Source organism: Pseudomonas fluorescens NCIMB 11764 (genome assembly GCF_000293885.2).
In the GTDB taxonomy this organism is placed as follows: domain Bacteria; phylum Pseudomonadota; class Gammaproteobacteria; order Pseudomonadales; family Pseudomonadaceae; genus Aquipseudomonas; species Aquipseudomonas fluorescens_B.
The window spans coordinates 235,704-249,587 of the sequence record NZ_CP010945.1 but is presented as its reverse complement, the minus strand read 5'-3'; the positions used below and the strand labels follow the sequence as shown (position 1 = coordinate 249,587).

Genomic DNA, 13,884 nt, shown 5'->3' with positions numbered 1-13,884 from the left:
AAGTCTTTACTCGTTTTTCTGCTGCGCGGGGAATATATCGCCCGGTTTACGGGGGATTATCGGCAGATGAGTAAGAAAAGACGCTGGAATGTAGGCAAAAGCTGACGCTGGCAATCGCCAACGTCAGCGGCTCAGCATTATTTCAGTGCGGCAAATGCGCGCTCGGCGGCATCCAGTGTCAGTTTCAACTCGGTTTCGCCGTGGGCAATCGAGGTGAAGCCGGCTTCGAATGCACTCGGCGCCAGGTACACGCCGCCTTCGAGCATCAGGTGGAAGAAACGGCCGAACAGCTTCGCGTCGCTGGCCATCACATCATCAAACGTGACGATGTCGTCGGCGCCGCTGAAGTACAGGCCGAACATGCCGCCGGCCTGCGTGGTCACGAACGGAATGCCGGCAGCATCGGCGCGCTGTTGCAGGCCATCGAGCAGGCGGCTGGTGTAGTCGCTCAGTTCGGCGTGGAAGCCGGGGCGGCTGATCAGGCGCAAAGTCGTCAGACCGGCCGCCATCGCCAGCGGGTTACCCGACAAGGTGCCCGCCTGATAAACCGGGCCCAGTGGCGCGATGTGCGACATGATTTCGCGTTTGCCGCCGAAGCAGCCAACCGGCATGCCGCCACCGATGATCTTGCCGAACGTGGTCAGGTCTGGCGTGACGCCGTAATGCGCTTGAGCACCGCCGAGAGCGACGCGGAAACCGGTCATCACTTCGTCGAAAATCAGCACCACGCCGTGCTTGTCGCACAGGGTCCGCAGGCCTTCGAGGAAGCCCGGCGCCGGCGGTACGCAGTTCATGTTGCCGGCCACCGGCTCGACGATGATGCAGGCCACGTCCTGGCCAACTTCGGCGAGCATGGTTGCCACGGCGTCGATGTCGTTGAACGGCAGGGTCAGGGTGTGCTTGGCAAAGGATGCCGGTACGCCGGCCGAGCTCGGCACGCCTTGGGTCAAGGCGCCGGAACCGGCCTTGACCAGCAGGCTGTCAGAGTGACCGTGGTAGCAGCCTTCGAACTTGATGATGCTGTCGCGGCCGGTAAAACCGCGGGCCAGGCGAATCGCGCTCATGGTCGCTTCGGTGCCGGAGCTGACCATGCGCACCATTTCCATCGACGGCACGATCGAGCAGACCAGGTCGGCCATTTCGGTTTCCATCTCGGTCGGGGCCCCGTACGACAAGCCGTGCTCCAGCTGTTTGCGTACCGCGTCCAGCACGTCCGGATGGCTGTGGCCGAGGATCATCGGGCCCCAGGAGCCGACGTAATCCACATAGCGCTTGTTGTCTTCGTCGGTGACGTAGGCGCCTTCCGCGTGTTTGAAGAACAACGGCGTGCCACCCACGCTCTTGAATGCGCGAACAGGCGAGTTCACGCCACCGGGAATGTGTTTCTGGGCATTGGCAAACAGGGTTTCGGAACGAGACATGATGGGACTCTCAAATCAGACTTTTAAGGCTACTTGGAAAGCAGGGCATTAAAGGCGCGGGCGCGACGGGTGACTTCCGCCGTGCTTTCGGCGCCAAACAGGCCGTGGACCACCGCCAGCAGATCGACCCCGTGGGCCACCAGTGGCGCAGCGTTGTCCAGGGTGATGCCGCCGATTGCGCAGATCGGCAGGTGCAGTTTGCTGCGGGCCTGATCGAGCAACTCAAGGCTGCAGGTCGGTGCGCCGGGTTTGGTATTGGAGTTGAAGAAACGGCCGAAGGCGACGTAGCTGGCGCCTTCCTTGGCGGCTTGTTCGGCGAGTTCGAGTTGCGCGTGGCAGGTTGAACCGATGATCGCCTGGCGACCCAGCAACGCACGGGCCGGGGTCAGCGGGCCATCGGTCTGGCCCAGGTGCACGCCGACGTTCAGGCGCGCAGCCAGCTCGGCGTCGTCATTGATGATCAACTGAGTCTTGTAGCGTTCGCACAGATCGCGCAGGGTTTCGGCCTCTCGCAAGCGGCGGGCCTCGTCGCTGCTCTTGTCGCGGTATTGCAGCAGGGTGACGCCGCCTTCCAGCGCGGCTTCCACGTACGACAGGAATTTACCGGCCAGCAACTGGCTATCGGTAATGGCGTAAAGGCCACGTAGTTTCATCGGACATGCCTCATGGCGTTACGAACAGAAATCCAGTGGCAGGCGGCGCGGCACGAACTGACCTTTGCCCAGCTGCTCTGCATCGCGCAGGGTGCGCCACGTGTAGTTAAGCGCGGTCTGCACGGCGCTGACGAGGTTTTCACCCTGGGCCAGACGACCGGCGAGGGCGCTGGCCAGTGTGCAACCGGAACCGTGGTAACTGCCGGGCAAGCGCTGGCAGGTGAAAGTTTCGCGACCACCGTCGCGGCTGTACAGGCGATTGTGGATTTCATCTTCATCGCCATGGCCGCCGGTGATCAGCAGGTGTTTGACGTAGGGCAGGAGTTTTTCAGCGCACTCGTCCGCGGTGCCTTCGGGCAGTTCGGCGAGGATGCGGGCTTCGGGAAGGTTAGGGGTGGCGATGATGGCCAAAGGCAGCAGGCGTTCGCGCATGGCGTAGCCGACTTCATCCTTGCCCAGTCGTCCGCCACCGCCGGCGCGCAGCACCGGGTCGCAGACCATCGGCAAGTGCGGGTGCGCCTGCAGCAGTTCGACGACGGTGTCGACCATTTCCAGGGAGCCGAGCATGCCCAGTTTGACGGCAGCGACTTCGGAATCGTTGAGCACGGCGTTGGCCTGAGCCAGCACCCACTCTCGGTCGAGGACGCGAAAGTCAGTGACATTGACCGTGTCTTGCACGGTCAGGGCGGTGACGGCCGGGGCCGCATGACAGCCCTGGGCAAGCAGGGCTTCGATATCTGCCTGCAAGCCGGCGCCACCACTTGGGTCGTGGCCGGAGAGACAGAGGACAACGGGGCGAGAGCTGTAGATATTCATGGTGCGCGAGCTTACCACCAAACATCGATTTTCGGGTGCAGTGCCCGCCAGTCCTGCCGATAGAGAGTCATGGGCTGGCAATGCCACTTGCCGGGATTGTCAGAATCTGACCGAGCAAACAGCTCTGGCTCAATGTGTTCCGCTGGAACGCCCGTACTAGAGCCTTTGCAGGAAATATTTCAATGGTGTTCAATGGCCATCAACGGCTATGCTAGAGTGGATCCAAACCAATAACAGGTAATACCGGTTTTACGTCTACTCAAAGGGAATGAGGGGCTTCCTGAGATAACCGGACAGGCCACGCTGGGGCTTAAATGCGCTATTTGCTGATGTTGCTGTTTTGCTTGCCCCTTATGGCGAGCGCAGTCGAATTCGATGAATTCACTCAAAGCCTGCCCTTGGGCCGAACCCTGCAAGTGTTCGAAGATGCCGATGGTCAGGCGACCATCGACGATATCCGTGCGCAAGCGGCGGCCGGACACTTCAAGCCCCACGATAAAGCCACCCTCAACGCCGGCTACTCGCGTTCGGTGTTCTGGCTGAAAATCGACTTGAATTACCGCCCGACCAACCCCGCGACCCAACGGACGTGGTTGCTGGAGCTGGCCTATCCTCCCCTCGATCACCTCGACCTGTACTTGCCCGATGCTGCCGGTGCCTATCGATTGGCCCGTCAGACCGGCGATGCCTTGCCGTTCGACAGTCGCGAAATTCGCCAGAACAACTATTTGTTCGATCTGAACTTCACCCCGGACCAACTGCAAACCCTGTACCTGCGCCTGCAGAGCGAAGGGTCGATCCAGGCGCCGGTCACGTTGTGGTCGAGCACGGCATTCCTTGAAGAACAGCCGGTGCGGCTCTACGTGCTGGGCCTGATTTACGGCGTGTTGCTGGGGATGCTGGTCTACAACCTGTTCATCTACCTCAGCGTGCGCGACACCAGCTACCTCTATTACATCTTCTACATTGCCTCGTTCGGGCTGTATCAACTGTCAGTGAACGGCGCGGCCGTGCAATATTTCTGGCCGGACAATCCCTGGTGGGCCAACGCCGCGACGCCGTTCTTCATCGGTTGCGCAGGGCTGTTCGGCAGTCAGTTCGCCCGCAGCTTCCTGCAGACGGCGACCCTCAATCGCTGGCTCGATCGCTTGCTGCTGGCGTTGATTGCATTCGGGGCGGTGGTCGTCGGGTTGTCGTTGATGACCAGTTACGCCCTGGCCTTGCGTCTGGCGACGACGCTGGCCCTGACGTTCACCGTGGTGATTTTCGCCGCGGGGTTTTTCGCCTGGTGGCGCGGCCTGCGGGTGGCGCGGTATTTCATCATCGCCTGGTCGGCGTTTTTGCTCGGCGGCATCATCAACACGCTGATGGTGTTGGGTTACCTGCCGAACGTGTTCCTGACCATGTATTCCAGCCAGATCGGCTCGGCCATCGAAGTGGCGCTGCTGTCCCTGGCCCTGGCCGACCGCATCAACGCCATGCGCGAGCAACAGGCGCAGACCTTGTTCGATGCCGGGCAAAAGCTCGAAGTGCTCAACCAGCAACTGGCGCACAGCAACAAGCTCAAGGATGAATTCCTCGCCACGCTGACCCACGAATTGCGCACGCCCATGAACGGTGTGATCGGTTCGCTGGAATTGATGCAAACCGTCGAGATGGACCCGGAGCTGGAGCAATACCAGCAAACGGCCGCCGGTTCGGCGCGAGACATGATGCGCATGGTCAACGGCATCCTCACCCTGACCGAATTGCAGGCCGGCAAGCTCAAGGCCAATGCGTCCCCCTTCAGTTTGCGCGGTGTGGTCGATGCCCTGCGGGTGCAGTTCGAAGGCAATGCGTCAGGCAAGTCACTGGACTTCAAGGTTGACCTCGCGCCAGGCCTGCCGGACCGTTTGCACGGCGATAACATCAAGTTGGCGCAATGCCTGGAATGCCTGCTGGACAACGCCATCAAGTTCACTCGTGTGGGCGGCGTGGCGTTGCGGGTCACGGGTAAACCCGTAGGCCCCGACCGGGTGGCACTGTCCTTTGCAGTGATCGACACCGGTATCGGCTTCACCGATTTGGGCGAGGCGACGCTGTACCAGCGCTTTTTCCAGCTCGACGGCTCGATGACCCGGGAATACGGCGGTCTGGGCGTCGGCCTGGCGATCTGTCGGCAACTGGTCGACTTGCTTGGCGGGCATCTGACTCACCGCTCTGAGCCCGGTCGTGGCAGTCGCTTCCAGCTTGACGTCGAGTTTGAGTTGCCAGTGGTAGAGCGAGTCCCAACGCCCATGATGACGCGGGAGTTCCCGCGTCTGCGCCTGCCGCAGGACTGCACCGTGCTGCTGGTGGATGAAAACAGCATTAATCAGCTGGTGATGCGCGGCATGTTGCTCAAGCTCGGGTTCCGGGTGCGAACGGCCGACATTGGCGTGGCCGCGCTGGATCTCTTGCAGCGTGAAACCTTTGATGCCGTGCTGATCGATGGCCAATTGCCGTCGCTGGATGGCGCGTCACTGTGCTGCCAGATCCGTGCGCTGCCGGGCTGCGAGCAATTGCCGGTGTTCATGATTGCCTTGAGCGCTGATCGGGAACGCTGCCCAACGGGTGCCTTGATTGATCACCTGAGCAAGCCGGTGAAGTTCGAAGACTTGCAGGCTGCCCTTTATCGTCGGGTGCTCTGTCCCGAACAAGGCGAAAGCGCCGACAGTTAGGCGGATATGCCACTTTGTTCGGCCTCGGGGCAGTGATTAACTGAATCCCTTGGCTGACCAAAGGAGCCCCGTCATGAACCTGCATCAGTTCGCCGAAACCCACGAAGTCACCAACCAGCCACCGTCGCTGGACGGCACTAACCTGTATCGCATCGATTTGCCGTTGCAGGAGTGGTCGCGGCGTTTCGGGGCCGGTTGGGCCGAATCGCGGATCGACGCCTATGGCGCGCTGGCCGGCGGGCCGCTGATGGACGCGGGGTTTCTGGCCAACCAGAACAAGCCGGTGTTCAGCAGTCACGACCGTTATGGTCATCGCATCGACCTGGTGGAGTTTCACCCGGCGTATCACGAACTGATGCGCACGGCGATCGAACACGGGCTGACGTCGCTGCCCTGGGCGCATCCGCAGTCCGGCGCTCACGTTGCCCGCGCCGCCATGACCTACCTGCACAGCCAGGCCGAAGCCGGCAGCGGTTGCCCGCTGACCATGACGTTCGCCAGCGTCCCGGCGATGCGCCTGCAACCGGATCTGGCCGAGCAGTGGCTGCCTAAAATCCTCGCCACCGAATACGACCCGCGCAACGTCGGCATGGCGCATAAGGCCGGTGTCACCATCGGCATGGCCATGACCGAGAAGCAGGGCGGCACCGATGTGCGGGCCAACACCACCAAGGCGTATCCGGTCGGTGCCGGCGGTCCGGGGCAGGCCTATGAACTGGTGGGCCACAAGTGGTTCTGTTCCGCGCCGATGTGCGATGCGTTCCTGACCCTGGCGCAGACCGACAAGGGTTTGACCTGTTTCCTGCTGCCGCGCCATCGTCCGGACGACACGCGCAATCAGTTCTACATCCAGCGCCTGAAGAACAAACTCGGCAATTGCTCCAACGCGTCCAGTGAAGTCGAATTCCGCGGTGCACTGGCGTGGATGGTCGGTGAAGAAGGGCGCGGCGTTCCGACCATCATTGAAATGGTGGCCATGACCCGCTTCGATTGCATGGTCGGTTCCAGCTCGCTGATGCGCCAGGCGTTGACCCAGGCCAGTCATCACTGCGCTCATCGCAGGGTTGGCGGCAAGCGGCTCAGTGAACAACCGTTGATGCAGAACGTGCTCGCCGATCTCGCGCTGGAAAGCGAAGCAGCCCTGGCGTTGAGCCTGCGCATGGGCAAGGCGCTGGATCATCTGGACGATGAACATGAAGCGAAATTCGCCCGTCTGGTGACGGCGGTGGGCAAGTACTGGATCTGCAAACGCGCGCCCGCCATGATCAACGAAGCCGCCGAGTGCATGGGTGGCGCGGGTTATGTCGAAGACAGCATCCTGCCGCGTTTGTACCGTGAGGCGCCGGTCAATTCGACGTGGGAAGGTTCCGGCAACGTGCAATGCCTGGACGTCCTGCGGGCGCTGTCGAAAGAACCGGGTGTGCTCGACGTGCTGTTCAGCGAGTTGGGCGATGGTCATGGCGACAAACGCCTGGCGGCGCACATCAGCCAATTGCAGGCCGCTTTCAAGGACACCAGCGACATTCAGTATCGTGCCCGCCAGCTCACTGAAGATATCGCTTTGGGGCTGCAGGCCAGGTTGTTGCTGGAGGCGGGCAACTCGGCGGTCAGCGATGCCTTTATCGCCAGTCGTCTGAATGGCGGCGGCCGAGTGTACGGTGCGTTGCCTCGGGGATTGGATGTGGAAGCGATCGTCGCCCGGTCAACCCCGCTTTTGTAAACACCATGGACTCAATGTGGGAGCGTGGTGAACCTGGTGTCTGTGTATCAACACGCCACTGTTCCCGTGACGCGACGATGCAGGCAAGATGAAGACCTGCAAGTCAGAACACAGGATGCTGATCGTGACCGAAGCTTTTGTTGTCGTTCAAACCGCCGAGGAAGCCGTGGACCGGCTTGCTCACCTGCACAATCGTGCCACCACCGCGCTGAACCAGGCGCTCAAGCGTTATCTCAAGGATCGAGTTGAACCGGACGCCGAACAGCGTGCGATGTTTCGTTATCCTGAACTGCGTCTGACCTACCATTGCCAAGGCGAAGTCCCACAAACCACCCGTGCCTACGCCAAGGTGCAATTGCCGGGGACTTACAGCGTCACCGTCACCCATCCGGCGGCTTTCCGCAAATACCTGCTGGAGCAACTCGTACCGTTGATGCACGACTTCACCGTGACCGTGGAAGTCGGCATCAGCCAGCAGAACATTCCTTACCCCTACGTGGTCGAGCAGGGCGATGAGCTGGCCGGTTCCGGCGTGACCGCTGCCGTGCTGGCGCGGGTGTTCCCGAGCACCGACCTGTCTGCCGCCACCGATGGCATCGCTGACGGTCTGTACGATTGGGAAAACACCGATCCGCTGCCGCTGGCCCTGTTCGATGCGGCGCGGGTGGATTTCTCTCTGCGTCGCCTGGTGCATTACACCGGCAGCGACTGGCGCCATGTGCAACCGTGGATTCTACTGACCAACTACCACCGCTACGTTGACCAGTTCATCGTTCATGGCCTGGAGCAGTTGCGCAGCGACCCGCGTTTCGTGCGTATGGTGTTACCGGGCAACGTGATCATCGAAAAGAGCATGGACCACGGTGAAGCCTCGGCGATTGCGGCCGGTGTGGTTTGGCACCGCTATCAGATGCCGGCCTATCACCTGATCGCCAGTGACGGTCATGGTGTGACCCTGGTGAACATCGGCGTCGGCCCGTCCAACGCCAAGAACATCACCGACCATTTGGCGGTGCTGCGTCCGCATTGCTGGCTGATGATCGGTCATTGCGGTGGTTTGCGTCAGTCGCAGACCATTGGCGACTACGTGTTGGCTCACGCCTACATGCGCCGCGACGGGATTCTCGACCGGGTCGTGCCGCCGAACATTCCGATTCCTGCCCTGGCCGAAGTGCAGATGGCGTTGCAGCAAGCGGCCGCCAACATCACCGGCGAGAAGGGCGACGAGCTGAAAAAACGCCTGCGCACCGGCACCGTGCTGACCTACGACGACCGTAACTGGGAGTTGCGCTGGGCTCAGGAGCGTCCGCTGATCAACCTGTCCCGCGCCGTGGCGGTGGACATGGAAAGCGGCACCATCGCCGCCCAGGGTTATCGCTTGCGGGTGCCGTACGGCACGTTGCTCTGTGTCTCGGACAAACCGCTGCACAGCGAAATCAAGCTGCCGGGTTCGGCCAACGCCTTCTATGAGCGCGCGGTCAGCCAGCACTTGAAGATCGGTATCGAGGCGGTGGACCTGTTGCGCACCGAACTCAACTCGTTGCACTCGCGCAAGCTGCGCAGCTTCGACGAGCCGCCGTTCCGGTAACGGTTGTCATGGTCATTTGGCGGTCGGGGCACTAGCATTAGCAGCCCTGACCGTTAGATGTTCTCTTCGCCATGTCCCGTCCTCAACGTCCCGTTTCCCGCCGCCCTGGCGTGAAGCCTGCGCCATCTTCATCAGCCCCGCGCCGTGTCGCCAAAGCGCCACCGGCCGAGCCGAAGCTGATCCTGTTCAACAAACCCTTCGATGTGCTGACGCAATTCAGCGACGGCGAAGGGCGGGCGACGCTCAAGGACTACATCGAGATCCCCGGGATCTACCCGGCGGGACGCCTGGACCGTGACAGTGAAGGCTTGCTGTTGCTGACCAACGACGGCCAGCTTCAGGCGCGGATTGCCGATCCCAAACACAAACTGGCCAAGACCTATTGGGTGCAAGTGGAGGGCGAGCCGAGCGCTGAGCAGTTGCAGCGTTTGCGCGAGGGTGTCGAACTGAATGACGGCATGACCTTGCCCGCCGAAGCGCGGCAACTGGATGAGCCAGAGCTGTGGCCACGCAACCCGCCGGTGCGCTTTCGCAAAAGCGTGCCGACCAGCTGGCTGGAACTGGTGATTCGCGAGGGGCGTAACCGTCAGGTCCGGCGCATGACCGCGGCGGTCGGCTTGCCGACGTTGCGCCTGGTGCGGGTCAGGATCGGGGACTGGTCGATCGAAGGGCTCGATCAGGGCCAGTGGAAAGAAGTGCCGGCGCGCTTATAACGTCCCGGATTCGATCAGGCCGATTACCACGCTTTTGATCACGAACGCGGCCACGCCCAGGCCGAGTACGAAGAACAGGATGAACGAGCCAAAGCGCCCGGCCTTGGATTTTTTCGCCAGATCCCAGACGATGAAACCCATGAAAATGATCAGAATGCTGACCAGTCCGGTCATCATCCACTCTTCGAATACGGCAGGATCCATCAGGCAACTCCAGCGCGGGCGGGGCTAAAAGGCGCTGGAGTATACGGCATGGGAGAGTAGTGGAGGTGTGGGCTGCGGCGGTGTGTCGCACTGGTGGCGAGGGAGCTTGCTCCCGCCGGGGCGCGAAGCGGCCCCCGAATTTTATCTGTCACACTGTGTTGTCTGGTTTTACGACCGCTGCGCGGCCGAGCGGGAGCAAGCTCCCTCGCCACAATTAGCTGCGCAGATGAGTCAGCGGCAGTTCAGTGCTGTTCAACACCTGATTCAACACAAAACTCGAGCGCACACTCGTCACCCCTTCAATCCGGGTCAGATGCCCCAACAGCAATTTCTGGTAGTGGTCCATGTCCGGCACCACCACCTTGAGCTGATAGTCCGCATCCATGCCCGTGACCAGGCTGCATTCCAGCACTTGCGGCAACGTGCGAATGGCCGCTTCAAAGTTCTCGAACCGCTCCGGTGTGTGTCGGTCCATGCCGATCAGCACATAGGCGGTCAGGCTCAAGCCGAGCATCTTGCGGTCCAGCAGCGCCACCTGGCGGGTGATGTAACCGTCGTCCTCCAGTTGCTTGACCCGGCGCGAACACGGTGAAGGCGACAGGCCGATGCGTTCGGCCAGCTCCTGGTTGGAGATGCGCGCGTCGCGCTGCAATTCCGCCAAAATGCTCAGGTCGTATCGGTCGAGTTTGCTCATCAATCAGGCCTTTGTCATATCAATTGCGGCAGATTATCTATCCAGGGTTAAAAATTGCGCAAGTCATGTTTATTTGAGCAATCTTCGCAATCATCTGTCGCCGCTGCAGGCCTATTCTTATCACCAGAATCACTGCTCGGACAAACAGTCCACAGCGGCTCGCCCAATCAGGCCTGCCGCGGCCGCCACCCCCACCGGGGATGTGCCGGCCCCCGAGCTGCACACTGTCCAGAAGACGGCGTGAGGTGAGCCGACGTCATAAGCGTCGAGCACGGACGAAGTTCTCAAAGGGAGGCCGACGGGTCTCCCTTTTCTTTTGCGTGCAATTTATCGCCGGCTTCCCTCAATAAATAAGTTTCGCGACTGATAACCTGTTGCAGAACCGGCCTGTGCTTTCCCAGTCTTACGTACAGGCCCTAACCCGCAGTGAGGAAAAGCATGAAGTCGCGCATCTGGCGTTTGGCCGGTGTTGGTTTGCTATGTGTCAGTGTCACTGCGCAATCGCTGGCCGATGAGCCGCAGAACCGTGGTCCCGACAACGGGCAACGCGGCGACGGCCATCAGGGCAACAATCAGGGGCATGGCGGCAACAATCAACCACGCCCGCAGAACAACGAGATCATTCGCGGCGACAACAGTCGCCAGTTCGAGCAGAACGGGCAGCCGCGCAATGGCAGCCAGTGGCAAAACAATCAGCCTCGCGACTTCAACAACCCGGTTCGGCCACCGCCGCCGCCACCCCAATTGCCGGCCAACGACCTGCCGATCCAGGGGCGGCCCGATACCGTGCGCCAGACCCAGCCGCCACAGCGTGGTTACTACAATGACGTGCCGCGGCGTAACGACAACAACCCACACTGGCAGAACAACGGCCCGCGTCCCGATGATCATCGCTGGGCCGGTCGCCCGGACGGGCATGGTAATGGTTGGGGGCCAGGGCCGCAGTATCGTCCCGGTCATGTGATCGACCGCTTCCCCGACCGCGACTACCGCGTGCCCTATCGGGGCCAGGATTATTTCTACTCCGGCGGCTACTGGTACCGGCCGCTGGGCCCGCGTTATGTGGTGGTGCAGCCGCCACGCGGGATTCGCGTCGGCTACCTGCCGGATTACGCCCGCGAAGTGTGGATTGGTGGTGCGCTGTTGTTTCTCGCGGCCGGGTCGTATTACGCCTACCAGGAAACGACTCAGGATTACGTGGTGGTCGAGCCGCCCGTGCAACCGCAGCCGCAACCGGTCAGCAATGGTTATGACGTGGTGGCCTATCCGGCCAACGGTCAGTCACCGGAGCAGGTCAATCAGGACGGGTACGAGTGCTATCAATATGCGGTGCAGCAGAGCGGTTTCGATCCGCGCACGGCCACTTATCAACCGGACCCGTCGGTGGTGCAAGCCTACCGTCAGGCCCAGGGGAACTGCCTGAGCAGCCGCGGGTATCAGGTGAGTTTCTGATTCTCCCCGGCGACGTTCACCACTTCCTGCGGGTCGGCGTGCACCAGTACTTCGGCTCGCGGGTAAGCGGCATGAATCGCATCCGCCGCCTGATCGCTGATGCCGTGGGCGACTGACAGGGTCAGCTCCCCCGGCAATTCCAAATGCAATTGCACGAACCACTGGTTGCCGGAAACCCGTGTGCGCAGGTCATGCGCACCCAATACGCCCGGAACGCTACAGGCCAGTTCGAGCATGTGCTGGCTGACATCCTGCGGCAGCTCCTCATCCATCAACACCGTAAAACTTTCCCGGGCGATCTGAATGGCGCTCCAGAGGATGTAAGCGGCAATCCCCAATCCAAACCACGCATCCACCTGATGCCAGCCATACCCGGCCAGCACTAGCGCGACCAGAATGCTGCCATTGAGCAGCAGATCCGAACGGTAATGCAGGGAGTCGGCGCGCACGGCGTTGGAACCGGTGGCCTTGACCACCCGATGCTGCAACATCAGCAACGCCAGCGTCAGCGCCAGAGAGAACACAATCACGCCGATGCTGATCCACGGCGCACCCACCGGTTCCGGATGCTTGAGCCGGTCAAAAGCCTGCAACGCGATCAACACCGCACTGCCGCCAATGAACAACGCCTGCGCCATGCCCGCCAGTGACTCGGCCTTGCCATGCCCGTAACGGTGATCGTCGTCGGCAGGGCGCAAGGCGTAATGCACCGCCAGCAGGTTGAGCAGCGAGGTAACGCCGTCGAGGACGGAGTCGGTCAGCCCGGCGAGCATGCTGACCGAACCGCTCAGCCACCAGGCGATGCCTTTGGCGACGATCAACGTGCACGCCACCGCCACCGAGGCACGGGTCGCCAGCCGCAACAGGCGGGCGTGTTCGGAGCTGGAAATCATAGGTACGGCTATTCCTTCATGTGTACCGATTACGCGGCAGGTTGCAGGCCGAGCAGGGCCAGTTGCTGGGTGCTGCCCTTGTGCTGGATCAGGCGTGGGTCATCCAGCGGGAAGCTGCGGCCCAGCTCGGTTTCCAGAATAGTCTGCAACTTGTGGGTGTCGACCTTGCCGTCGGCGCCGATGGCTTCCTTGAGTTTTTCCGGCGCCACCTGCGCGGTTTCGCCCGGTGCGTAGTAGATCGCGCCGGTGGCGAAGTCGACCGCAAACGCGATCAGGCCGGGAATGATGTAGAACAGCAGGCCCACGGCATCCAGCGCGGCGATGGCCGGGTCGATCTTGCCGTCGATCTGCCCGCGACGATCAGGGTAGAAAATCGATCCGCAAGCCGTTACCTGGGTCAGCAGGGTTGCAACCAATACACCGCCAATCAAGCGAAAGGGAACACGCATAGGAAATCTCCTGAGTAGTCTTGAAACGAAAGGGCGTCTCTATGAATTAGGACCCTGATAAACGCCGAGCAGTTCGCCGTTATACTCGCGCCTCTGTTTGGGAGCCAGCATGATTTCTTTGCCGATTGATGAAGTTTTACCCGCCCTGCGTGAAGCCTTGGCTACACGCCACGAAGCCGTGCTCGAAGCACCGCCCGGCGCCGGTAAAACCACCCGCGTGCCTTTGGCCCTGCTCAACGAGCCATGGCTGGCCGGGCAGACCATTCTGATGCTCGAACCGCGCCGGTTGGCCGCGCGTGCGGCAGCGGAGCGTCTGGCCAGTGAGCTGGGCGAAAAGGTCGGGGAAACCGTCGGCTATCGCATTCGGCTGGACAGCAAAGTCGGCCCCAACACCCGTATCGAAGTGGTCACCGAAGGCATCCTCACCCGCCGCTTGCAGGATGACCCGGCGCTGGAAGGCGTGGGTCTGCTGATCTTCGACGAATTCCATGTTTTGCCATTTACATCAAAATAACCTGGAATTTTGTCAAATCTGAGGTCTGCCCCCCCCTATCATCCAGATCCGTAGCCCAATGCTCCTGG

General features: G+C 61.4%; 12 protein-coding genes and 1 pseudogene. 6 read left to right on the top strand and 7 right to left on the bottom strand.

Annotated features, from left to right (window positions below):
• Nucleotides 1-137: 137 nt before the first annotated feature.
• From hemL to B723_RS01155, 3 genes are read right to left on the bottom strand one after another with little or no spacing between them, the layout of a single operon-like run.
• Nucleotides 138-1,421 (bottom strand): glutamate-1-semialdehyde 2,1-aminomutase, encoded by a 1,284-nt coding sequence (gene hemL / locus B723_RS01165; RefSeq protein ID WP_017340979.1) that lies wholly within the window; start codon nucleotides 1,419-1,421, stop codon nucleotides 138-140.
• Nucleotides 1,422-1,450: 29 nt separating this feature from the next.
• Entirely contained in the window at nucleotides 1,451-2,074 is a 624-nt protein-coding gene (thiE, locus tag B723_RS01160) for a thiamine phosphate synthase (protein ID WP_017340978.1), read from the bottom strand.
• Nucleotides 2,075-2,092: 18 nt separating this feature from the next.
• Entirely contained in the window at nucleotides 2,093-2,890 is a 798-nt protein-coding gene (locus B723_RS01155; RefSeq protein ID WP_017340977.1) for a hydroxymethylpyrimidine/phosphomethylpyrimidine kinase, read from the bottom strand.
• A 314-nt stretch (nucleotides 2,891-3,204) separates the two neighbouring features.
• Between B723_RS01155 and B723_RS01150 the strand changes: the two genes are divergently transcribed.
• The 4 genes from B723_RS01150 (at nucleotide 3,205) to B723_RS01135 (ending at nucleotide 9,610) form a co-directional block, all read left to right on the top strand.
• On the top strand, nucleotides 3,205-5,589 hold the full coding sequence (locus tag B723_RS01150; protein WP_017340976.1) for a hybrid sensor histidine kinase/response regulator: 2,385 nt from the start codon (nucleotides 3,205-3,207) through the stop codon (nucleotides 5,587-5,589).
• A 73-nt stretch (nucleotides 5,590-5,662) separates the two neighbouring features.
• A complete protein-coding gene (locus tag B723_RS01145; RefSeq protein WP_017340975.1) occupies nucleotides 5,663-7,309 on the top strand; it encodes an acyl-CoA dehydrogenase family protein in 1,647 nt (548 codons plus the stop codon).
• 88 nt (nucleotides 7,310-7,397) lie between these two features.
• A complete protein-coding gene (amn, locus tag B723_RS01140; protein WP_193393003.1) occupies nucleotides 7,398-8,897 on the top strand; it encodes an AMP nucleosidase in 1,500 nt (499 codons plus the stop codon).
• A 71-nt stretch (nucleotides 8,898-8,968) separates the two neighbouring features.
• The gene (locus tag B723_RS01135) at nucleotides 8,969-9,610 is read left to right on the top strand and encodes a pseudouridine synthase (RefSeq protein WP_017340973.1); all 642 of its coding nucleotides are present in this window, start codon (nucleotides 8,969-8,971) and stop codon (nucleotides 9,608-9,610) included.
• Here B723_RS01135 and B723_RS01130 read toward each other — a convergent pair.
• Both B723_RS01130 and B723_RS01125 read right to left on the bottom strand, forming a co-directional pair.
• On the bottom strand, nucleotides 9,605-9,814 hold the full coding sequence (locus B723_RS01130; protein ID WP_007937369.1) for a DUF2788 domain-containing protein: 210 nt from the start codon (nucleotides 9,812-9,814) through the stop codon (nucleotides 9,605-9,607). The two genes, B723_RS01135 and B723_RS01130, sit on opposite strands and share 6 nt — an antisense overlap.
• A gap of 214 nt (nucleotides 9,815-10,028) precedes the next feature.
• Nucleotides 10,029-10,508: an Lrp/AsnC family transcriptional regulator gene (locus B723_RS01125; RefSeq protein ID WP_007894448.1), complete on the bottom strand. Its 480-nt coding sequence runs from the start codon at nucleotides 10,506-10,508 to the stop codon at nucleotides 10,029-10,031.
• 438 nt (nucleotides 10,509-10,946) lie between these two features.
• Between B723_RS01125 and B723_RS01120 the strand changes: the two genes are divergently transcribed.
• On the top strand, nucleotides 10,947-11,960 hold the full coding sequence (locus B723_RS01120; protein WP_017340972.1) for a DUF6515 family protein: 1,014 nt from the start codon (nucleotides 10,947-10,949) through the stop codon (nucleotides 11,958-11,960).
• Here the strand turns inward: B723_RS01120 and B723_RS01115 are convergent.
• Both B723_RS01115 and B723_RS01110 read right to left on the bottom strand, forming a co-directional pair.
• Nucleotides 11,945-12,853, bottom strand: a complete 909-nt coding sequence (locus B723_RS01115) for a cation diffusion facilitator family transporter (RefSeq protein ID WP_017340971.1) — start codon at nucleotides 12,851-12,853, stop codon at nucleotides 11,945-11,947. The genes B723_RS01120 and B723_RS01115 overlap by 16 nt on opposite strands.
• A gap of 29 nt (nucleotides 12,854-12,882) precedes the next feature.
• Nucleotides 12,883-13,302: a hypothetical protein gene (locus tag B723_RS01110; RefSeq protein ID WP_017340970.1), complete on the bottom strand. Its 420-nt coding sequence runs from the start codon at nucleotides 13,300-13,302 to the stop codon at nucleotides 12,883-12,885.
• Nucleotides 13,303-13,411: 109 nt separating this feature from the next.
• On the opposite strand from B723_RS01110, the pseudogene B723_RS01105 reads away from it, so the two are divergent.
• Nucleotides 13,412-13,792: pseudogene (locus B723_RS01105) on the top strand (DEAD/DEAH box helicase); the annotation flags it as partial.
• Nucleotides 13,793-13,884: the final 92 nt, after the last annotated feature.